Source organism: Streptomyces sp. NPDC048001, from assembly GCF_043203115.1.
GTDB lineage: Bacteria > Actinomycetota > Actinomycetes > Streptomycetales > Streptomycetaceae > Streptomyces > Streptomyces sanyensis.
The window spans coordinates 353,214-376,467 of record NZ_JBIDBN010000006.1; the positions used below are offsets into that span (position 1 = coordinate 353,214).

Genomic DNA, 23,254 nt, shown 5'->3' on the forward strand with positions numbered 1-23,254 from the left:
CTGGTGAAGGCGGCGCTCGCGGCGGCCGGTGCGCGACCGGAGCAGATCGGCATGATCGAGGCGCACGGCACGGCCACGCTGATCGGGGACCCGATCGAGCTGCGCGCGCTCCAGGACGTCTTCGCCGGGCGCGCGCCGGACGCGGGCCCGCTGCCGGTCGGCAGCGTGAAGTCCAACATCGGCCATCTCTTCAGCGCGGCGGGGATCGCCGGACTGATCAAGGCGGCCCTCGCCGTCGAACGCGGACTGATCCCGCCCACGGTGGGATGCGAAAGGCCCAACCCGCGCTTCGACTTCGAGAACTCCCCGCTGCGCGTCCAGCGGCAGTCCACCCCGTGGCCGGAGGGCGTACGGCGGCTCGCCGGCGTCAGCGCCTTCGGCCTCGGCGGAACCAACGCCCATGCCGTGCTGGGCGGGCTGCCGGCCGCGTCCCGCGCCCGCTACCGGCCGCTGCGCGCCCCGCTTCCGGCACCCCGGTTCCACCGCCGCAGGTGCTGGCTCGACCGCCCGCCCCGGCCGGGCGAACGTCCCCCGGTGACCTCGCTGCTGCAGCTCGCCTTCGCGGATCCCGGACCCGACCGCCCGTCCCCGGCTCTGCCCGCCGGAAAGGAGAACGCATGACCCAGCGGCAGCCCACGACCGGGGAAGCGCCGATCGTCGCCCGTCTCGAACTCTCGGACGACGACTTCATCATGCGCAACCACCGGGTCCACCAGGTCTCGGTGATGCCCGGAGTGACCTTCCTGGACATCCTCTGGCGGATCCTGCGCGCCCGCGGCCTGGACGACCGGCGGGCGTCGCTGCACCGCGTCCTCTTCCCGGAGGCGGTCGCGACCGCCTCCGGGCGGGGCCGGGAGATCCGCGTCACCCTGGCCGCGCCCGGCCCCGACGGCCGCCGCGCCGTCACCGCCGAGAGCCGCCCGGCCGGGCGGCCGGGGGCCTCCTGGCGGCAGAACATGCGCGCCGAACTCGGTTTCGGCGACGAGCCCCCCACCGCTTCCGGCCCCGGGTCCGTCGACCCCCGGGCGCTGCGGGACGCGGCCCGGCGCAGCTACCCGATGGACGAGCTCTACGCGCGGGCCCGTGCCGAGGACATCCGGCACGGCCCCGCCATGACCTGCCACGGGCCGCTGCACATCGGTGACGGCTATCTGCTCGCCGAGCTCACCCTCGATGCCGCGGCCCCCGCCCCGGACGCCTTCCGGCTGCATCCGGCGCTCCTCGACGCCTCGACGATCGCCGCCTACGGACAGACGGAGGCGGCCTCGCGGGAGCCGTTCATCCCGGTCTACCTCGACCGCTTCCGGGCCTGGGGCCCGATCGGCCCGACCACGCTCGTGCACGTCCCGCACCCCGAGCGGCTGGCCGCGACCGGTGACCTCATCACCAGCGACTACACCCTGTGCGATCCGTCCGGCCGGATCCTGGCCGAGTTCACGGGGCTGTCCTGCAAGCGCATCCGGCGCCCGGACCTGATCACCGCGCTGCTGGACGACGCACCCGACGCCGTCCCCGGCCCGGTGGTCCTGAACGGGGTCCCCGCCGCCCCGGCCGCCGCCCCCGCCGGCTCGACAGCCGTCCCCGCCGACGCCCCGGGCGGCGAGGACACCCCGGCCGGCTCCCCGCGCGAGGCCTACCGGGCGCTGCTGCGCCGCCTGGTCGCGGACGCTCTGCACACCGACCCGCGGAAGGTCGGCACCGACACCGGGTTCTACGAACTGGGCCTGGAGTCCCTGGACCTGCTCTCCATCAGCCGTGCCCTGGAGGACGCCGTCCAGGGCACGCTGTACCCCACGCTGCTCTTCGAGTACCAGAACATCGAGGTGCTCGCCGGGCATCTGGCGGAGACCTACGGGCCGCCGGCGACGGCCCCGGCCGACCCGCCCGGGAGGGGGTCCGGCGCCCCGCCCGAGGGGGAGGCCGGCGACCCGGGGGCGGTCGGCCTGTTCCGGCCCGTCTGGGCCCCCGCCGCAACGGCGGGCACCACCGGGGCCGTTGCTCCGGCACCGGAGGGTCCGGTGCTGGTCCTCCCCGGGCCCGACGCCCCGCACGGTCTGCTGCCCGCGCTGCGCCGGGCGCTGCCCGGGCGCCGGTTCCTGCCGGTGGGCGACCCACCGGTGGACGGCGGGGACGTGGCGGCCGTCGTGGACGGGCTGGACGGCCCGCCCGGCTGTGTGGTGCTCCCGCTGCCGGAGCCGGGCGACGACCCGGTACGACCCGCGCACACCCTGCTGCGCCTGGCCCAGGCCCTCACCCGCCGCTGGCCCGCCCGCACCACGCTGCTCCTGGCCCCGCACCCCGCGCCGCCCGAAGGGGCGGACGCCGCCCGCCCGGCGGTCGGCGCGCTGGCCCGCTGCCTCACCGGCGAGTCCCCGCGGCTGGACTGCCGGGTCCTGGGGGTCGACCGGTGGGAGGCCGGCACCGTGGCCGAGGCCGTGGCCCGGGAGACGCGTGCTCCCGCGGCTCCCCAGGTGCGGTACCGCGCCGGCCGCCGCGAGGCACGCGTCTTCCGCGCGGAGCCCGCCGCGCCCGCCCCGCCCGCCGCGAGCCCGCTGCGTGAGCGCGGCGTCTATGTGGTCTCCGGCGGCGCCGGCCGGCTGGCCGGGCTGCTCGCGGAACATCTGGCCACCCGGTTCCGGGCCCGTATCGCCCTCCTGGTACGCCGCCCGGTGAGCGCCGGGCAGCAGGCCTGGGCCGAAGGGCTGCGCGCCCGGGGCGCCGAGGTGAGCTGGCTGACCGCGGACCTCGGCCGCGAGGACGAGGTGCGCACCGCCCTGGCCCGGGTGCGGAAGGAGTTCGGCCCGGTGAACGGCGTCTTCCACACCGCCGGCACCGTCTCGGACGGGCTGTTCCCCGGCAGGACGCGCGCGGACCTCGACCGGGTGGCCGCTCCCAAGGTGCTGGGCACGCTGCACCTGGACGAGGCCACCCGGGACGACCCGCTGGACCTCTTCGTCCTCTACTCCTCCCTCTCCGCCTCCCAGGCCGTCGCGGGCCAGAGCGACTACGCCTTCGCCAACGCCTTCCTGGAGCACTTCGCCGAGGAGCGCGTCCGCTCCGGCCGTCCCGGCCGCACGGTGGCCGTCGGCTGGCCCATGTGGGCCGACGGCGCCATGCGGCTCAGCGAGGAGGACGTCGCGCACTCCCGCCGCACCCGCGGCACCTGGCCCATGCCGACGGACACCGGGCTCGGCCTGCTGGACACCGCCCTGGCCGGAGCCCCCGGCACCGTCGTCGCCGTGTACGGCGACCCCTCGCGGATCGGTGACGTCCTGCCCGCTCCCCGGGCGGCCGAGGCCGCGACCGCCATCGCGCCCGCCCAGGCCCCGGCGGGCCGCCCGGACCGGGCCGAGGAGCCCGTCGCGGTCATCGGCATCGCGGGCGCGTACCCGCAGGCGCCCGACCTCGACGCGTTCTGGCGCAACCTGTCCGGGGGGCGCGACAGCATCGTGGAGGTCCCGGGCGACCGCTGGGACCACGGCGCCTACTTCACGCCGGGCGACCCCGTGCCCGGCCGCACCTACGGCCGCTGGGGCGGGTTCCTCGACGGCGTGGACCTCTTCGACCGGTCCTTCTTCGGCATCTCCCGCCGTGACGCCGAGCGCATGGACCCCCAGGAGCGGCTCTTCCTGACGACCTGCTGGCGGACCCTCCAGGACGCCGGGTACCCGCCGCATGCGCTCGACGGCGAGTGCGTCGGCGTCTACGCCGGAGTGATGTGGAACCACTACCAGCTGCTCCGGGACCAGGGCGTCGCCCCGGCCGCCATGCACGCGTCGGTGGCCAACCGCGTCTCGTACACCCTGGGACTGACCGGCCCCAGCATGGCGGTGGACACCGCCTGCTCCTCCTCGCTCACCGCGGTGCACCTCGCCATGGAGAGCATCCGCCGCGGCGAGTGCACCCTCGCGCTCGCGGGCGGGGTCAACGTCACCGTGCACCCGCAGAAGTACCTCCAGCTCGCCCAGGGGCAGTTCCTCTCCACCGACGGCCGGTGCCGGAGCTTCGGCGCGGGGGCCACCGGCTATGTGCCGGGGGAGGGGGTGGGGGCGGTGCTGCTCAAGCCGCTGTCCGGCGCGCTGGAGGACGGTGACCGCGTGCTGGGCGTGCTGCGTGGTTCCGCAGCCAACCACACGGGACGGACCAGCGGCTTCACGGTGCCCAACCCGGACGCCCAGGCCGAGCTGATCCGCGCGGCCCTGCGCCGGGCGGGCTGCGACCCGGCCACCGTCGGCTGCATCGAGGCCCACGGCACCGGGACCGCGCTGGGCGATCCGGTGGAGATCCGGGGACTGCGCAAGGCCTTCGCGGACAGCGGGGCCGGCGAGGGCGGCATCGCCGTCGGATCGGTGAAGTCCAACATCGGGCACCTGGAGAGCGCGGCCGGGATCGCCGGGCTGAGCAAGGTGCTGCTCCAGATGCGGCACCGCACCCTGGTGCCCTCGCTGCACTCGGAGGAACTCAACCCCCATCTGGAGCTGGAGGGTTCACCCTTCCGCATACCGCAGCGCGCCACCCCGTGGCACCCGGCGCCCGGGGCGCCCCTGCGCGCGGGCATCAGCGCGTTCGGCGCGGGCGGGGCCAACGTCCATCTGGTCGTGGAGAGCCACGAGGCCCCGGTCGGGGAGCCGGAGGACGGCGGGAGCGGGCCCCAGCTGGTGCTGCTCTCCGCCCGGGACGAGGAGGGGCTGCGGTCCTACGCGGAGGCCGTCGCCGCGTCCCTCGCCCGGAGCGAACCGGGGGGCACCGGCGGCACCGCCGCCGACCGGGCCGGTGCGGAGGCCGCGGTCGCGGTCGCCGCCGAGCTGCTGGGCGTCGACCCCGCCGAGATCGACCCCGCCGCTCCGCTGGCGGAGCTGGGGCTGGACCCGGCCACCGGCCGGGAACTGGCACGCCGGCTGAGCGAATCCCTCGGCGGCGGGGAGCTGCCGCCCCGGGCCCTGGCCCCGGAGGCCACCCTGGCCCGGCTGGCCGCCCGGACGGCCCCGCGCGGCGCCGGCCGGTCCGTCGGTGTCGCCGACGTCGCCTACACCCTCCAGGCCGGGCGCACCCCTCTGGACCACCGGCTCGCCGTGGTGGTGCCGGCCGGCACGGCGGAGGTCCAGCGGCGCGAACTGCTGGCGCTGCTGGAGGGGTTCGCGAGCGGGGAGCCCGAGCAGCCCGCCCGCCGGGTGCGGGGCACCCGGCGTCCCGCCGAGGAGCACCCCGCCCTGTCCGCCGAGGAGGCGGCCCGCTCGCTGCGCGAGGCCCGGCTGTCCGAACTGGCCCGTGTCTGGGCGGACGGCGCCGACGTGCCGTGGGAACGGGCGCGGGCCCTGGCCGGGCTGCCCCGGGGGCGCCGGGTGGCGCTGCCGGTGCCGCCGCTGCGCGAGGAACGCTGCTGGCTGGGCCGCTGGCGTGACGGCGCCCCGGCGGCGGACGAGCCCGTGCGGGCCGCCCCGTCGCCCCGGCCGTCCGCCGCGGTGCCGTCGCCCCGGCCGTCCGCCGCCGTCCCGGTCCCGTCGCCGGAGCACGAGCCGCAGGGGCCCGCGGTGGAGCTGCGGGTGCTGGAGGACGGGGTCGCCCTGGTGGTGATGCGCGGGGGCAGCAACATGTTCACCGAGGAGACGGTGCGCGGCCTGGAGGACGCCTTCGCCCGGATCGGGGACGACGACTCCGTCGGCGCCGTCGCCCTCACCGGCGAGGGGCCGGCGTTCAGCATGGGGGGAACCCCGGAGGCGCTGGAGAAGCTGGCCCGGGGGGAGGGCAGCTTCACCGACGTGCCCTTCCTCTACGAGGGGCTGCAGCGCTGCGACCGCCCGGTGGTCGCAGCGCTCTCCGGCCATGCGTCCGGCGGCGGGCTGGCCTTCGGGCTGCACGCCGACGTGGTGCTGATGGCCCGTGAGGGCATGTACGCGGCCAGCTTCCTCGCCTACGGCTTCACCCCGGGCATGGGGGCGACCCGGGTGCTGGAGCGCCGCTTCGGCGCCTCGGTGGCGGCCGAGATGTGCTACTCGGGCAGGCCGCTCAGCGGGGCGGAGCTGGAACGGCGCGGTGCCGGAGTGTCGGTGCTGCCGCGGTCCGAGGTGCTGCCCGCCGCGCTCACCCTGGCCAGGTCGATCGCCGCCCGCCCCCGCACGGCGGTCCGGGCGCTCAAGCGGGAGCTGGCGCAGCGCACTCTGGAGGAGCTGACGACCGTGGTCGAACGTGAGGCGGAGCTGCACCGGCGGGTGCTGGACGCGGACGCCGTGGCGCGGGTACGCGGCCACGCCGACCGGGTGCGTCACTACGCGGCCGGAGAAGGGCCCGACCGGGCACGGGCTTCCGCCGCGGTTCCGCCGCCGGGAGCGCGCAGGGAGCCGGTGGACGCGGGAGCGGCGGTCACCGTACGGCTGGAGCCCGTTGAGCCCGTTGAGCCCGTTGAGCCCGTTGAGCCCGTTGAGCCGGTGGAGCCGGTGGTGCAGCCCGCCGCCGTGGGTGCCGCCGCGCCGTCTCCCGGGCCGGCTGCGGGGCAGACGGCCTCCCCGGCCCCGTCCGGGATCGGGCGGGAGACCGTCGTGGCCGTGCTGACGGGGACGCTGTGCGGCCATCTGTATCTGGAGGAGGAGGAGATCGACCACGCCCGCACCTTCCAGGAGCTGGGCGTGGACTCGCTCGGTGCGGTGGAGGTCGTGCGCGATCTCAACGAGCACTTCGGGCTCGGGCTGGAGTCCACGGTGGTCTACGACCATCCGACGGTGGACCGGCTCGCCGCCTTCGTCGTGGCGGAGGCCGCGCGGGGCGGTGCCCTGCACACCGCCGCGCTGGCCGCCCCGGACCCCGCCCCGGACCCCGCCCCGGTGGAACCCGGCACGGTGGAAGCCGTCGCCCCCGGGGAAGCCCCGGAGCCCCAGCCCCTTGCCGCCCCGGCGGCCCCGGCGGCTCCTGCCGCCCCGGCCGCCGTGGAGCCGGTGGTGCTGGACCCGGTGCCGGTGCCGGTGCCGGTGCCCGTGCCCGTGCCGGGCCCGGCCCAGGACGCTCCCGCGGCGCCGCGACCCGCCCCGGAACGCCCCGGCGCGACCGACATCGCCGTGATCGGCATGGCCGGGCGCTTCCCCGACGCCCCCGACCTGGACGCCTTCTGGGCCAACCTGCTCGCGGGCCGGGACGGCGTGCGCGAGGTGCCCCCCGAGCGCTGGGACCTCCGGAGCCACTACCACCCGGACCCGTCCACCCCCGGCCGCAGCTACAGCAAGTGGGCCGCGCTCCTCACCGACATCGACCGCTTCGACGCCGCCTTCTTCCGGCTCTCGCCCCGCGAGGCCGAGCGGATGGACCCGCAGCAGCGTCTCTTCCTCCAGGAGGCGTGGACCGCCCTGGAGGACGCCGGATACGCGACCCCCGGCACGCATCGCGCCCGCTGCGGCGTCTTCGTGGGGGCCGGGACGGGCGACTACCTGGAGCGGCTGCGGGCGGCCGGCGAGGACCTCGGCGGCTCCGCCTTCCTCGGCAACTCCCCCTCGATCCTGGCCGCACGGATCGCCTACCACCTCGACCTCGGCGGGCCCACGCTCTGCGTGGACACGGCCTGCTCCTCCTCCCTGGTCGCGATCCACCTGGCCGTGAGCAGCCTGCGCTCGGGCGAGTGCGACATGGCGGTGGCCGGCGGCGTCGCGCTGATGACCGGTCCCCGGATGCACGTGTGGACCAGCGCCGCCGGCATGCTCTCCCCGACCGGCCGCTGCGCGCCCTTCGACGCCACCGCGGACGGCATCGTGCTGGGCGAGGGCGTCGGCGCCGTGGTCCTCAAGCCGCTGGACCGGGCGCTGGCCGACGGGGACCCCGTGCACGCCGTCATCAAGGCGACCGGCGTCAACGGCGACGGCCGCAGCAACGGCATCACCGCCCCCAGCGCCGAGGCGCAGACCGCCCTGCTGCGCGAGGTGCACGCCCGCGCCGGGCTGGGCGACGGCGGGGCCGGGCTCGGCTATCTCGAAACCCACGGCACCGGCACTCCGCTGGGCGACCCCATCGAGGCCCGCGCACTGCGGAACGTCTTCCGGCCCGCTCCCGGTGGCCCCCGGCTGCTCATCGGCTCGGTGAAGTCCAACATCGGCCACACCACGATGGCGGCCGGCATCGCCGGGTTCCTCAAGGTCGTGTGCGCGCTGAAGCACGGCTGCGTCCCGCCCACGCTGCACTTCTCCGGGCTCAATCCGGAGATCGACGCCGAGCGTGCGCCCTTCGAGGTGGTGACCGAGCCGGTGCCCTGGCCCACCGGCCCCGGCGGGCCGCTCGCGGGTGCGGTCAGCAGCTTCGGGTTCAGCGGGACCAACGCCCACGCCGTGCTGACCGCGCCCCCGGAGGCACCGGGAGCGGACCGCGCGCCGGGGAGGGGGACGACGCGGGAGCTTCCCGTCCCCGTGTCGGCGCGCACCCGGGACCAGTTGCGGGACCAGGTGCGGCGGCTTGCCGACGCGGTGACGGACCAGCAGGACGCCGAGGCGGTCGGCCGCGTCCTGGCACTGCACCGCTGGCACTTCCCGCAGCGCGCCCTCTTCGTCGTGCGCACCCCCTCCGAACTGCGCGAGCAGGCCCGCGCCTGGCTGGTCCACGGTGCCGCCGAGCCACCGCGCGCGGCCTCCCCGGCGGTACGGCGGGCGGCCGAGGAGTACCTGGCGGGACGGGACCCGGACTGGTCCGCCGTCTACCCCGCGCAGCCCGCTCCGGCACCCCGGCGGCCCGGCCTGCCGACCTACCCCTTCGGTGGCGTCCGTCACTGGATCACCGGAGAGGAGCCCGGGTCTCCCGCGCCTCCCGCGAAGCCGCTGGAGCAGGTGGAGCCGCTGGAGCCGCTGGAGCAGGTGGAGCAGGTGGAGCAGGTGGAGCCGGTGGAGCCCGTCCCGGCCGGGTCGTCCGCCGCCGGGGAGCTGCTGCTGCGCCGCCCGGTCTGGCGTCCCCTGGCGGCCGGGCCCGCCGCCCCGCCGCCCCCGGCCGGTGGAGCCCGCGTCCTGCTCGCTCACGACCCCGGCGCCGCCGGCCTCGCCGAGGCCCTGGCCGAGCGGCATGAGCGGGCGGGGGACGCCGTGGTACGGCTGCCGCTGGATGCCGCCGTGCGCCCGGATCCGGGCGGCCCCTGCGATGTCCTGTACCTGCTGGCCGGTCCCGCCCGGGAGGCCGACGGTCCCCGGGAGCCGGTGGATCCGCCGACGCTCGCCGCGTTCCGGCTGCTGCGGAGCATGCTGGACGAGGGCCAGGGCCGGCGCCCGCTGAGCCTGCGGGTCGCGGTCCACGGCGTCGTCCCGGTCACCGCGGGGGAGCCGGTCCGGGCCCATGGCGCCGGGCTCGTGGGACTGGCCCGCGCAGCCGCCGCCGAGCACCCCTCCTGGCGGTGCGCCCTCACCGACCTCGGTGCCGAGGAGCCGCCGGTCACCGCGGCGGACCTCGCGGACCGCCTGCTGTCCGCCGGGCCGGGCACCGCGCTGCTCGCCTGGCGTGACGGCCGCCCGTGGACCAGGGAGTTCCTGCCACTGCCACTGCCCGCCACCGGAGCATCCGCCGCGGAGCAGCGGCCCGCGTTCCGGCACCAGGGGTGCTATCTCGTCGTCGGGGGCACGGGAGGCCTGGGCCGGGCGGTGAGCCGCCACCTCGCGGCCGGACACGCCGCCCGCCTGGTCTGGCTGGGCCGTCGGCCCGCGGACGACCCCGAGGTGACGTCCGCGATCGCCGGCCTGGAGTCGCTCGGCGGCCGGGTGCGCTATGTGCCGGGCGATGTCACCGACCCCTCGGCGGTGCGCTCCGCCGTCTCCGAGGCGCACCGGGCCTTCGGCGCCCTGCACGGTGTGGTGCACGCGGCCGGGGTGCTCCGGGACCGTTCGCTGGCCCGGATGACGGAGGCCGAGTTCACCGGGGTCTTCGCCGCCAAGGCCGCGGGGGCCGCCGTCCTCCTGGACGCACTGGCGGAGGAACGCCCGGACTTCTGCGTCTTCTTCTCCTCCGCGGCGTCGTTCGTCGCGGCGGCCGGACAGGGCAACTACGCCGCGGCGGCGACCTATCAGGACGCCGTGGTGCACGCCGCCGCGCCACGCTGCCCGTTCCCCGTCCGGGTGGTCAACTGGGGCTACTGGGGCAGCGTCGGCGCGGTCGCCGGCGAGCGCTACGCCCGCGCGTTCGCCGGGCTCGGCGTGGGGTCGATCGAACCCGCCGAGGGGGCCGTCGCGCTGGCCGAGGTGGTGTCGTCCGGTGCGGGACAGGCCCTGGTGATCAAGGCGGATCCGGCGCGGATGGCCGAGCACGGGATGCCGCTGGGCGGCTCCCCGGCCGCACCGGAGACCGGAGGCACCGCGCCGCTCGGCGACACCGAGGCCCTGCCCCGGGTGCGGGGCTATCTGCGCGGCGCCTTCCGGGACGTCCTGAAGTGCCCCGACGAGGACCTTCCCGACCGGGAGCCCTTCGAGAACGTCGGCATCGACTCCATCACCGGGACGGAGATCCTCGACCGGCTGTCCGAGGATCTCGGTGAACTCCCCGCCACCCTGCTCTTCGAGCACCTGACCATCGAGCGGCTGGCCCGGCACCTGCTCGCGGACCGCCGGGACCCCGTGCTGCGGGCCGCCGGACTCGTGGGCGCGGCGGAACCGCGCCCGGCGTCCGCGCCCGCCGCACCGGAGGCCGCCGCACGGGAGGCCGCCGCACCGGAGGTGGCCGCACCGGAGGCCGGGGCGTCCGCGAAGGCCGCGGCGCCCGCGGGGGCCGGTGCGCAGGACGCCGCCCTGGCGGTGGCCGCCGTGTCCCGGTCGGTGCCCGGGGAGCCGTCCCCCACCGACATCGCCGTGGTCGGCCTCACCGGCCGGTACCCCGGCTCCCCGGACCTCGACGCCTTCTGGCGGAACCTCGCCGCGGGGGCCAACTGCGTCGGGGAGATCCCGCCCGACCGGTGGGACTGGCGCGAGCACTTCGACCCGCGGCGCGGCACCCCCCAGCGCACGTACGGCAAGTGGGCCGGATTCCTCGACGGGGTGGACCGCTTCGACCCGCACCTCTTCGGCATCCTGCCGCGGGAGGCGGCGGCGATCGATCCGCAGGAACGGCTGTTCCTGGAGAGCTGCTGGACCCTGCTGGAGGAGAACGGGTACGCCGGGCCGCGCAGCCGCGTACCGGAGACCGGTGTCTTCGTCGGCGTCATGTACGGCTCCTACGGCAAGCTGGCCGCCGCGCAGGGCTGGCCGCGCGGGGAGCTGGCCGGTGCCCACTCCGCGTACTGGTCGATCGCCAACCGGGTCAGCTACACCTTCGACCTGTCCGGGCCCAGCATGGCGGTGGACTCCGCCTGCTCCTCCTCGCTCACCGCCGTCCAGCTCGCCTGCGAGAGCATCCGGCGCGGCGAGTGCCGCATGGCCGTCGCCGGGGGCGTCAACCTGATCCTGCACCCCGCCCACCTGGTCGCCCTGGCCGGTATGAACATGCTGGCCGGGGGCGACGGCTGCCGCACCTTCGACGCGGCGGCCGACGGATACGTGCCGGGCGAAGGCGTCGGGGCCGTCCTGCTGAAGCCCCTGGCCGACGCCGTCGCCTCCGGCGACCGCATCTGGGGCGTCATCAGGGCGGGGCTGTCCAACGCAGGCGGCAAGACCAGCGGGTACACCGTGCCCAACCCCAACGCGCAGGCGGCCCTGGTGGCCGAGACGCTGCGCCGGGCCGGGGTGGAGCCCCGCACCCTGAGCTATGTGGAGGCCCACGGCACGGGCACCGAACTCGGTGATCCCATCGAGATCGCCGCGCTCACCCGTGCGTTCGGAGCGGACCGGGAGGCGGAGCGACGGGCCTGGCAGGGGCGTCACTGCGCGGTCGGCTCGGTGAAGTCCAACATCGGCCACCTGGAGGGTGCCGCGGGGATCGCGGGCCTGACCAAGGTGCTGCTCCAGCTGGCCCACCGCCGCCTGGTGCCGTCCGCGAACCTGGACCGGGTCAACCCGAAGATCCCCTTCGCCGACTCCCCGTTCCGGCCCCAGACGCAGCTCGCCGAGTGGACCCGGCCGCGGGTGCGCGGCGCGGACGGTGAGGAGCGGGAGTACCCGCTGCGGGCCGGCGTCAGCTCCTTCGGCGCGGGCGGCGCCAACGTGCATCTGGTGGTCGAGGAGTACATGGCGCGGGAGCCCCGCCCCGCCCCGCACCCGGACGCGGCACCACGGGATGCCGAGCAGGTCTTCGTCCTCTCCGCGCGCACCGGGGAGCGACTGCGCGCGTACGCGGGGAGGGTGGCCGCCTTCCTGACCGCGACGGAGCCGGATCCGGCCGACGCCACCGGTGCGGCCACGCTCCGGGAGCTCGCCTGGGCGGCCCAGTACGGCCGCCGGGAGTACGGCCACCGGCTGGCGGTGACCGTCGCCTCGCGGACGGGACTCGCCGCGCTGCTCGCGGCGTACGCCGACGGCGGCCCGACGCCGCCCGGTCTGCGCACCGGGACGGCGACGCGCGGGGGAACGGCCGAGTGGCAGGGTACGGACCCGCAGGAGGCGGTCACCGCGTGGCTCGGCGGGGCCGACGTCGACTGGGCCCGGCTGTGGCGGACGCCCCTGCCGCGCCGCGTCGCGTTCCCGGCCTGCCCGTTCGAGCACGGCGGCTACTGGCTGCCGGGCGACGGGCCACTGGCCCGTGCCCGCACCCGGGCCCCCGCCGAGGACGCCGGAGCGGGCACCGCCGCCGCGGCCCGCACCGCGGCCGACGCGGGAGGGCCCCGGCCGGAGCGCTGCCGGCTGCTGCGGCCGGTCTGGGAGTCCACCGGCGAAGGCGACACGGCAGGGGAGACGGACACGCACCCGGCGGGGGACGACGAGGGCACCGGGACGGTGCTGGTCCTCACCGCGGACACCGAACTGGCGGCGGCGCTGACCGCGCGCTGCGAGGCCGCCGGACACCGGGTCGTCCCCGTGCTCCCGGTGCCGCCCGGCACCGCGGAACCGGCGTCCGGTGCCGGACACCGCCACGTCCTGCGCACCGGCGACCCCGAGGACGCCCGTCGGCTGGTGCGGGAGCTGGCCCGGGCCGGCCGGGTGCCGGACGCGGTGGTCTGCTGCCCGCCGGACGGCCCGGACGAGCTGTCCACCGCAGCCCTGCCCGGGCTGCTGGGCCAGGGCCCGGAGCCGTTCCTCCAGGTGCTAACGGCCCTGCTCGCCACCGCGAGCGGGCCCCGGGACCTGCGGGCCGTCTACGGGTACCGGGCCCCGACGCCCGGCTCCCGGCCCTATGACGCCGCCATGGCGGCGGCCCTGCGCGGACTGGTGCTGGAGCACGGCCGGTTCGGCGCCGCACGGCTGGCCGTCGAGGGCGCGGACGCCTTCCAGGACCCGGACCGCCTGGCCGGCTGGCTGCTGGCCGAGCTGGGACGGTGCCGCCCCGGCGAGGCGGCGCAGCTGCGCCGCCGGGGCGGCCGACGACAGGCGCGGGCGCTCCGCCCCGTCGAGCCCCCCGCCTCCGGCGGCCCGCCGGTGCGGGCGGGCGCCGTCTATCTCATCACCGGCGGAACCGGCGCCCTGGCCCGCCACTTCGCCGCCCATCTGGCGGCCCGGGCCCCGGTCACGGTGATCCTGGCCGGGCGCTCGGAGCCCGGCCCGGCCGCCCGGGAGCGGTTCGCCGCGCTGGCGGCACCGGGCAGCACCGTCCGGTACGAGCGGGCCGACGTGACCCGGCCGGAGAGCCTGCGCGCCCTGGTCGACCGCGTCACCGGCGCCGACGGGCCGCTGCGCGGGGTCGTGCACGCGGCCGGGACCACCCGGGACGCCCGGCTGGTGGACAAGTCTCCCGCGGACTGGTCCGCGGTGCTCGCCCCCAAGGTGCTGGGCACGGTCGCGCTGGACGAGGCGACGCGGGAGCAGCCGCTCGACTTCTTCGCGCTCTTCTCGTCCGTCGTCGCGCACGGCGGAAACCCGGGCCAGGTCGACTACGGCTACGCCAACGCCTTCCTCGACGAGTTCGCCGAGCGCCGGGAGCGGCTCCGCGCGGCGGGCCTGCGGCCGGGCCGGACCGTCTCCCTGGGCTGGCCGCTGTGGGAGGACGGCGGCATGACGGTGGACGAGGCCACCCGCACCCTGCTCGAACGCCGGTGGGGGATGGTGCCGCTGGCCACGGCCGACGGGCTGTGGTCCTTCGACGCCGCGCTGGCCGGCGAGGACGCCTGCCTCGCCGTCACGGCGGTTGCCCCGCAGGAGGCCGCCCCCGCGGCGCCCGTGCCCCCCGCCCCCGTGCCCCCCGCCCCCGCGCCCTCCGCTGCCCCCGCGCCCGTCGCCTCCCTCCCCGTGGCCCCCGGCCCGTCGCCGCGGGCGACGGCCGCCGAGGAGGCCCCCGCGCCGCAGCGGAGGCCGGTGGCGGAGGCCGAACGCGAACTGCGCTCCATGGCCGCGGGCTTCCTGATGGTGGAGCCCGGGGACGTGGACCTCGACCATCCCCTGCTGGACCTCGGCTTCGACTCCATCACGCTCACCGAGCTGATCAACCAGGTCAACGAGACCTATGGCCTCGACCTGCTGCCGACGGTGCTGCTGGAGTGCGCCGACCTCGCCTCCTTCGCCCGCTATCTGGCGGACCACCACGCCGGGGCGCCGGCCCCCGCCGCCGGGGGCCGGGGTGCGGCCGGGCCGGAAGCGGAGGACGCGGCCGCCGGTCCCGCGGAGGCCGACGAGGCCGCCCCCGCCCCCGCCCCTGCAGCCGCCGCCGACGCTCCACACGGCGGCACGGGCGGCGGCACGGGCGGCGGCACGGGCGGCGCACGCACCGCACCGGACCGGATCGCCGTCATCGGCATCGCGGGAGTGCTGCCGGGGTCCGCCGACGTCCGGGAGTTCTGGCGGCACCTGGACGCCGGGCGCCATCTGGTGACCGAGGCGCCCGGCAGCCGTCCCGGGCTCGCCCGGCCCGGGGGCACCCCCTGGCGGGCGGGCTTCATCGACGGAGTGGACCGCTTCGATGCCGCGTTCTTCGGCATCGCCCCCCGCGAGGCCGAGCTGATGGACCCCCAGCAGCGGCTGTTCCTGGAGACGGCCTGGCACGCGATCGCCGACGCCGGGTACCGGCCCTCCGAGCTGGCCGGCACCGACACCGGCCTGTTCGCGGGTGTCTCGACCTCCGACTACGCCGACCTGCTCGCCCGCGGCGGCGTACCGGTGGCCGCGCACTCCGCCACCGGAGTGGCACACGCCGTGCTCGCCAACCGCGTCTCCTACCTCCTCGACCTGCGCGGCCCCAGCGAGTCCGTGGACACCGCCTGCTCCAGCTCCCTGGTGGCGCTGCACCACGCCGCCCGGGCCCTGGCCTCCGGCGAGTGCGGGATGGCCCTGGCGGGCGGCGTCAACGTGCTGCTCAGCCCGGCTCTGTTCAGCGCCTTCCAGCAGTCCGGGATGCTCAGCGCGGACGGACGGTGCAAGACCTTCGACGCGTCGGCGGACGGCTATGTCAGGGGCGAGGGCTGCGGCGTCGTCCTGCTCAAGCCACTGGACCGGGCGCTCGCCGACAAGGACCACGTCTACGGCGTGATCAGCGGCACGGCCGTGGGCCACGGCGGCCGGGCGGGGTCCCTCACCGCGCCCCGGCCCGATGCCCAGGCCGATGTGCTGGTCCGTGCCCATCTCGCCGCCGGGGCCGATCCCGACACCCTCACCTACCTGGAGACGCACGGCACCGGCACCGGCCTCGGCGATCCCGTCGAGACCGAGGGCATCCGCCAGGCCCTGCGTGCCCTGTACGCCGCCCGGGGCCGCGAGGTGCCCGACGGCGGCGGCCGGCTGGCCCTGGGCTCGGTGAAGACCAACATCGGTCATCTGGAGGCGGCGGCGGGCATCGCCGGAGTGCTCAAGGTGCTGCTCTCCTTCGAGCACGGGCGGCTCGCCCCCACCCTGCACCTGGACCGGCTCAACCCGGCCATCCGCTTCGACGGCACCCCGCTGCGGGTCGTCACCGAGCCCGAGCCGTGGGCCCCCGTGCCCGGGCCGGACGGGGAGCCGGTGCGCCGGGCCGGGGTCAGCTCCTTCGGCTTCGGCGGCACCAACGCCCATGTGGTGCTGGAGTCCGCCCCGGCGGCACCGCGCCCCCGGACGCCGCATGCACCCCGGCTCATCGTGCTCTCGGCACCCACCGCCGGGCAGCTCACCGCGTACGCCGGACGCCTGGCCCGGTGGCTCACCGAGCACCGGCCCGGCCTGGACGCGGTGGCGCGGACGCTGCAGACGGGCCGTGACCCGTGGCCCGAGCGCCTGGCGGTGGTCGCGGAGGACCTCGGGAGCCTGGCCCGGACGCTCGCCGACGTGGCGGACGGACCCACACCGGAGGGCGTGTGCCGGGGCCGTGCCTCGGCCGGCGCGCCCCCCGCCGAGGGGTACGGGGACCCCCGGCGCCTGGCCCTGGAGTGGGTGGCGGGCGGGGCGGTGGACTGGCCCGGGCTGTGGGACGGGGCGCTGCCGCCCAGGACCCCGCTGCCGGTCTTCCCGCTGGCCCGGACCCGCCACTGGCTCCCGGAGCCGCCGGACGCGACGGACGCCGGCCCCGCACCGGCCGTCCTCCCCTCGCCCGCACACCCCGCACGCCCCGCACCCACGCCGACGCCGCCGTTCCGCCAGGAGGCCGAGACAGACATGCGCCCCCCGACCCCGTCCCGCTCCGGCCCCCGGGGCCGCAAGGTCAGGCTGGCACCGCTGCCGACGGCACCGGAGCCGGACGACGCCGTGCCGCCTCCCGCCGCCGCCCGGCGGCCCGAGCCCGAGCGCGCGCCCGAAGCGGTCCCCGCGCCGGTGCCCGCCCCGGGCCCGTCCGGCGACGCCGGGATCACCCGCACGGTCCTGGAGGTGCTGTCCGCCGTGCTCGGCATCCCGGCGGACGGGATACCGCACGACCGGCCCTTCGCCGACCTCGGCCTCGACTCGGTCTTCCGGATGGACGTGGCCCAGGCCCTCAACACGGCCTACGGCATCGACCTCAAGGCCGTGGAGCTCTACGAGCAGGACACGGTGGCCCGGCTGACCACGCATGTCCGCGAGGCCCTGGGCGCTCCGCCTCCGGCCCCGGCCGCCGCCCCGGCCGCCGCTCCGGCACCCGCACCCGTGTCACCCGCACCCGTGGACGGCGACGGTGCGGGCACCGGCTCCGAGGAGCTGCTGCGGCTGCTGACGGAGGTCCTCGGCCACCCCGTGGACGGCGGACGCACCTTCTCCGAGCAGGGCTTCACCTCCTTCGACATGCTCCGGGCCGTCAGCGCACTGGAACGGGACTTCGGGGCCCAGCGCAAGACCCTGCTGTTCGACCACCCCACCGTCGCGGACCTCGCCCGGCATCTGGGCGGGCGGGTTCCGGGACGCCGCCGGACGTCACCGGCCCCCGCCTCCCCCACTCCCGCCTCCCCCGGCGATGCCGCACTCCCGGGCGACCCGGGCGGGCCCGGGCCGCTGGTCGTCGCCAAGCGGGACCTGCCCGGGCGGGCAGAGGACGCCGCGCTCGTCGCGGAACTCGACCGGCGGCATGCCAAGGAAGGCGGGCTGCCCGGACGCGACATCGCGCCCTTCCTCTTCCTCGGCTCCCACCGCAGGGCCTACTTCCACTTCTCCCAGCGGAACGGCTCCCTGCTCGCCTGGAGCTATGTGGGCTCCCCGGACGACCTGCCCGAACTGACCCGGGAGTGGTTCGAGCACGCCCGCGCGCACGGGCTGAAGCCCAACCAGCTCTCCATGGTGCGGCTGGAGGACGCACAGGGGGTCCCCTGCACGGCCACACCCTTCGGTGTGGTGCAGCGGCTGGAGGACATCCGGGAGTTCTCCCTGGAGGGCGGCCGGATGCAGCGGCTGCGTCACCTGGTGGGCAGGTTCGGGCGCCGGCCGGGCACCCGCACCGTGGAGTACACGACGGGCGCCGACCCGGACACCGACGCCGAGATCGTGGCCCTGGTCGACCAGTGGCGCGCCCGCAAGGAGGCCGCCGGGAACGCCGTCAACCCCTATGTCACCACGGTGCGCGACGAGCTGCGGCGTGGCGAACTGGGCGAGCGCCACCGTCTCTTCCTCACCTGGGCCGAGGGCACCCTGCACAGCGCGGTGATCATCACCCGGATCCCCTCGGAGCCCGGCCATCTGCTCGACCTGGAGTTCTACGCCGAGTCGATGCCACCGGGCGGGCTGGAGTTCACCCTCGTCCACATCATCCGGCTGCTGGCCGACGAGGGATGGACGCTGTTCAGCTTCGGGGCCAGCTTCGGGGTGCGGCTCGACTCCTCGGCCAACGCGGATCCGGTGGCCGAGCAGGCCCTGGCCGACCTGCGCTCGCGGGGCGTCTTCACGGGCGAGGGCAACTTCCGCTTCAAGAACAAGTTCCGGCCCGTGAACCTGCCGCTGTACCTGTGCCGGCCCGCCGACGCGGACCCCACGGACGTCTCCGAGATCATCCTGATGATCGCCGACCCCGATGTGGCGGATCCGGACGAGGCCCGGCGGACCGACCCGGCGCCGGCGGCCGGCACGGTCCCGCCCGCAGAGCCCGCAGAGCCCGCAGAGCCCCGAGAGGACGAGCACGCCGTCGCCGCCCGGGAGCGACGGCTCGCCGCCGCCGGGTACAACCCCTTGCGCATCCCCTCCCACGAGGCCGAGTTCGACCTGGTCACCGACTCCTGGGCGGAGCTCGACACCCCCGTGGTGGCCGAGGCCGTGGCCGCGCTCCGGCGCCGCGCCGCCACCCGCGTCGCCCCGGCCCCCGGAGAGCTGGCCTACCCGCCGTTCGCGCACGCGGTGGCCACCGGCCAGGGGCGCTCGGCGGAGGCGCTGCTGTGCCGCGCCTGGCCCGGCCCGCGCGGCCTGGTGGCCCGCAACGACCTCTTCCCCACCTGGGGGCTGAACCTGCTGGAGCACGGGTACACCCCGCTGACCGTGCCCACCGCGCCGCCCGCGGACCCCGGTTCGCCGTTCCACGCGGACCTGGACACCGGGGCACTCGGCCGCGAACTGGCCGCGCACGCCGGGGAGGTGTCCTTCCTCTGCGTGGAGGCCAGCCCCAACGCGGCGGGCGGGGCGCCGCTGTCGCTGGCCGGACTGCGCCGGGTGCGGGACACGGCGGACGCGCACGGCGTTCCGCTGGTCCTGGACGCCACCCGGCTGCCGGAGAACGCCGCGGCCGTCGCCGACCACGAGCCGGGGCAGCGCGGACGCCCGCTGTGGGACATCGCGGAGGAGTTCCTGGGCCTGGCCCACGCCGTCACCCTCAGCCTCTCCAAGGACTTCGGGATCGACTGCGGCGGACTGGTGGCCACCAGTGACCCGGAGCTGTTCGCCGCCATCCGCGAGGACATCCGGCTCCGCGGCTCGGAGGCCGGTGCGGCCCAGCGCCGTCTGATCGCCGAGGCGATCGCCGACCGCTCCGGGACCGCCGAGCGGGTGACGGCACGCCGGGAGGCCGTACGGGCCCTGTGGCAGGAGCTGCGGGACGCCGGACTGCCCGTGCCGGAGCACCCCGGCGCCCACGCGGTGTTGCTGGACGTCGCCCGCATGGCCACCACGGGGCCGCTGCGCCACCCGGGGCCCAGCTGGCTCGCCTGGCTGTACCGCACCACCGGCGTCCGGGCGGCCCCGCACCTGGCCGGCGGCTCCGGAGGCGGTGTTCCGCTGCGGCTCGCGGTCCCGGTGGGGCTTCCGGCCGCCGCGGCACGGGAGGCGGGCCGCCGCATCGCCCGGCTGGGGGCCGCCCCGCAGCCCGTCCCCGACCTGGTGCCCGTCGAGCCCTCCGCCGCACCCGGGGACGCCCCCGTCCAGGCGCCGGACGGCAGCTACTACCCGGCGGACCGGCTGCCCGACGACGTGCGGACGGCGATGGAGGAGCGGCACCGGCCCCGGAGCGAGAACCACGCCGTGCTGCGCACCCACCAGCCCGCGGTCGAGCGGCATCTCCTCCCGGCCCCGGGCGGGCAGGTGGAGGCGTTCACCGCGGGGTCCGGGACGCCTCTGGTGCTGCTCCATCTCTTCAACGTCGGGGCCGGCTTCTTCGCGCCGCAGTTCGCCGGACTCGCCGACCGCCACCGGGTGATCTGCGTGCACCACCCCGGGGTGGGGGACACCACCGCGGCATCCGACCTCTCCGTCGAGGGGCTCGCCGACCAGCTGCGCCACGCCCTGGCGGGGCTCGGGGTGGAGGGCCCGGTGCATCTGGCGGGCGCGTCCTTCGGCGCACTGCCGGCGATGTCCTTCGCGCTGCGGAACCCGCAGGAGACCGCCTCGCTCACGCTCGTCGGCGGTTCCTACAAGGTGGGGAACCGGCGCGGGGAGATGAACCGCCTGTCCCTGGTCGCCCGGGAGGACTTCGACCGGCTGCTGGACCAGCCGGGCACGGAGGAGACCGCGGCGGACCGCGAACGGCTGGAGGAACTGCTGCTGCGCTGCGAGAGCCTGGACCCGAAGACCGGGCTGCGCTACCTCGACGAGTTCGAGGCCGCGCCCGATCTGCTGCCCCGCCTGGAGGGGCTGCGCACCCCGACGCTGATCGTGCACGGCCGGCACGACACGGTGGTGCCGCTGAAGACCGCCCATCTCCTCCACGGCCTGCTGCCGGACGTCCGCTTCCACGAGTTCCCGGACGCCGGGCACTTCCCCAGCCTCACCCGGGCCGAGCGCTTCGGCCGGATCCTGACCGAGTTCACGGCCGCACAGGACACCGCGCGGGCCGCCGCACAGGACACCGCGCGGGCCGCCGCCCGTCGCACCGCCGGAGCGAAGGGCGCCGCGTCATGACCCCGGCACCGGCTCCGGTCCCGGCGGCCGGCGACGCGCTGCCGCCCGGGCCGGACCGGGAGCGGGTGGACGCCGCCACGGTACGCCGCCGACGCGTGGTCACCCCGGGCATGTGCGGGCCCTCGGCCCTGCTGCTGGGCCGCATCGGGGACTGGACCTGGGAGACCGTCGCGGACGTGTGCGAGCTGGACGTGCTGCGCGCCCGCAACGAGTCCGGGGACCCCGCCTACCTCTCGTTCTTCTACTACCGGGTGCGCGGCAGCCTCGGCTACCACCTGCGCAGCCCGGGCTTCGGCGACCGGCTGGACATCCTCTCGCGGGTGTTCGGCTTCGGCAGCGAGTCCGTGCACACCGTGCACCGGATCTCCGACGCGTCCCGGGCGCCGGCGCTGCCACCGGCCCTGGAGCCGGACGACTTCTACGCGCCGCCGCCCCCCGGCTGCCTGCACGCCGAGACCTTCAACCGCTGGGTCTCGCGCGGGCGGGCCGGCAGCAACCGCGGGCTGGACAGGGCGTCGCCGCCGGGATTCCGCCACGGCCATCTGCCCCGGCTGCCCGAACGCTACTCGCCGCGTCTCGCCTACGGCCGGGCGCGCTCGCTGCTGACCTTCCTGGACGACCCGGAGCGGAGCTGCCGGGTGGTGGCCGAGGACCTGACCGCCACGCACACCATCGATCCCGTCAGCGACCTCAACGGCGTCGGACTGGTCTACTTCGCGGCCTACTTCACCATCGTCGACCGCGCCCTCCTGGCCGGCTGGCGGGCCCTCGGCCGGGCGGAGCCGGACTTCCTCGCCCGAGCGGTGACCGACCAGCAGATCTGCTACCTCGGCAACGCCGACCCCGGCACCCGCCTGGAGACCGCGGTCCGGGTGCGGGCCGCGGTCTCCGGCCCCCCGGCGGAGGTCTGGGACGCGGTGGTGCGGGACGCCGGCTCCCGGGAACTGATCGCCGTCTGCACCCAGCTGGTGCCCACGAACCCACAGGAGGAACGATGACCGCAGCGGAACGCATGCCCCCGGCGACTCCGCCGGAGCACGCCGCGAGGACCGAGGCCGACCGGGCGCTGCGCGAGGTCATCGCCGGAATCCTGCCGGCGCTGCCGCCGCAGGAGGTGGTCCACACCCGGCACCTGAAGGACCTGGGAGCCGACTCGGTGGACCGGGTGGAGATCATCGCCGGGGTCACCGCACGGCTCGGTCTCGACGTCCCCATGGGGCGGTTCAGCGACATCCCCGACATCGGCGCGCTGGTCGGGTTCCTCGCCGACTGCCTGGACCGGTCGCGGCGGACGGCATGACGGCCGCCGCGCCCGCCGTCGGCATCGAGGCGCTGAACGTCTACGCGGGGCTGGCCGCCATCGAGGTGGCCGACCTGTTCGCCGGACGCGGCCTGGACCCGGCCCGGCAGGGCAACCTCATGCTCGACCGCCGCTCGGTGGGGCTGCCCTGCGAGGACCCGGTGACCAACGCCGTCAACGCCGCCAAACCGCTGCTGGACGCGCTCGCGCCACCGGAGCGGGCCCGTGTGGAGCTGCTGGTCACCTCCACCGAGTCGGGCGTGGACTACAGCAAGTCCGTCGCCTCCTATGTGCACCACTACCTGGGGCTGCCGGCGACCTGCCGCGTCATGGAGGCCAAGCAGGCGTGCTACGCGGCGACCGGCGCACTCCAGCTCGCCGCCGGCTATGTCGCCTCCGGCCTCTCGCCCGGGGCCAAGGCCCTGGTGATCGCCACCGACGTGGCCGTGGTGGACGCCTACGCCCAGTACGCGGAACCGGCCACCGGCCACGGCGCGGTCGCCCTGCTCGTCGGCGACGAACCGCAGGTGCTCACCCTCGACCCCGGGGCGTTCGGGCTGCACAGCTACGAGACCCTGGATTCGGCCCGCCCGGCTCCGGACCAGGACGTCGCGGACGCGGACCGCTCCCTCTTCGCCTATCTGGACTGCCTTGACCGCAGCTTCGCCGACTACGCGGACCGGGTGGAGGGCGCCGACTTCGGCGCCACCTTCGACCGGCTGGCGCTGCACACCCCGTTCGCCGGACTGGTCCGCTCCGCGCACCGGAAGATGACGCGGGACTGGACGTCCCTGAGCCCCCAGGACGCGGGGGCGGACTTCGACCGCCGGGTGGCGCCCTCGCTGGCCTATCCGCGGCAGGTCGGCAACCTGTGCTCCGGATCGGTGTATCTGGCGCTGGCCTCCTCGCTGGACGCCGCGCCCTGCGTCCGTCCGGAACGGGTGGGCCTGTTCTCCTACGGCTCCGGCTGCGCCTCCGAGTTCTTCAGCGGGGTGGTCACCGGGGAGTCGGCCCGGGCGGTGCGCCGGATGCGGATCGGGGAGCGGCTGGCCGCCCGCCGGACCATCGACTTCGCCGAGTACACCCGCCTGCTGAAGGTGACCCGTTCCTGCCTGGTGCCGGAACGGAACCGCGAGGTGACCTGGGAACTCTGGGAGGACTACCTCGATTCCGGGGAGCGCGCCGGGGACCTGCTGGTGCACACCGGGGTGACCGACTACCACCGTACCTACGCCTGGAGTTGAGGGAC

The 23,254-nt window shown here is 76.7% G+C and carries 5 protein-coding genes (1 of these 5 running past the window's edge); all 5 read left to right on the forward strand.

Going from position 1 to position 23,254, the window contains the following annotated elements; all coding sequences use genetic code 11:
• Tightly spaced (each overlapping or abutting the next), the 5 genes in view from ACGF15_RS13830 to ACGF15_RS13850 form a layout consistent with a single transcriptional unit that may run on beyond the window.
• On the forward strand, window positions 1-621 hold the end of the coding sequence (locus ACGF15_RS13830; RefSeq protein WP_392798739.1) for an amino acid adenylation domain-containing protein. 12,183 nt of this gene lie to the left of the window's left edge; 621 of the gene's 12,804 nt are visible here — the last part of the coding sequence; the start codon falls outside the window, past its left edge; the stop codon is at window positions 619-621.
• Window positions 618-20,705: an SDR family NAD(P)-dependent oxidoreductase gene (locus ACGF15_RS13835; protein WP_392798742.1), complete on the forward strand. Its 20,088-nt coding sequence runs from the start codon at window positions 618-620 to the stop codon at window positions 20,703-20,705. The genes ACGF15_RS13830 and ACGF15_RS13835 overlap by 4 nt, the downstream gene beginning before the upstream one ends.
• Entirely contained in the window at window positions 20,702-21,703 is a 1,002-nt protein-coding gene (locus ACGF15_RS13840; protein ID WP_392798745.1) for an LnmK family bifunctional acyltransferase/decarboxylase, read from the forward strand. The genes ACGF15_RS13835 and ACGF15_RS13840 overlap by 4 nt, the downstream gene beginning before the upstream one ends.
• Complete coding sequence (locus ACGF15_RS13845; RefSeq protein ID WP_345611932.1) at window positions 21,700-22,005, forward strand: acyl carrier protein; 306 nt, start codon at window positions 21,700-21,702, stop codon at window positions 22,003-22,005. The genes ACGF15_RS13840 and ACGF15_RS13845 overlap by 4 nt, the downstream gene beginning before the upstream one ends.
• Window positions 22,002-23,249, forward strand: a complete 1,248-nt coding sequence (locus tag ACGF15_RS13850) for a hydroxymethylglutaryl-CoA synthase family protein (RefSeq protein WP_392798748.1) — start codon at window positions 22,002-22,004, stop codon at window positions 23,247-23,249. The genes ACGF15_RS13845 and ACGF15_RS13850 overlap by 4 nt, the downstream gene beginning before the upstream one ends.
• The last annotated feature ends 5 nt before the right edge of the window (window positions 23,250-23,254 follow it).

Excerpts from the sequence above, each read along its gene's own strand:
- ACGF15_RS13835 (WP_392798742.1), top strand. The coding sequence starts at position 618 with ATGACCCAGCGGCAGCCCACGACCGGGGAAGCGCCGATCGTCGCCCGT.
- ACGF15_RS13840 (WP_392798745.1), top strand. The coding sequence starts at position 20,702 with ATGACCCCGGCACCGGCTCCGGTCCCGGCGGCCGGCGACGCGCTGCCG.
- ACGF15_RS13845 (WP_345611932.1), top strand. The coding sequence starts at position 21,700 with ATGACCGCAGCGGAACGCATGCCCCCGGCGACTCCGCCGGAGCACGCC.
- ACGF15_RS13850 (WP_392798748.1), top strand. The coding sequence starts at position 22,002 with ATGACGGCCGCCGCGCCCGCCGTCGGCATCGAGGCGCTGAACGTCTAC.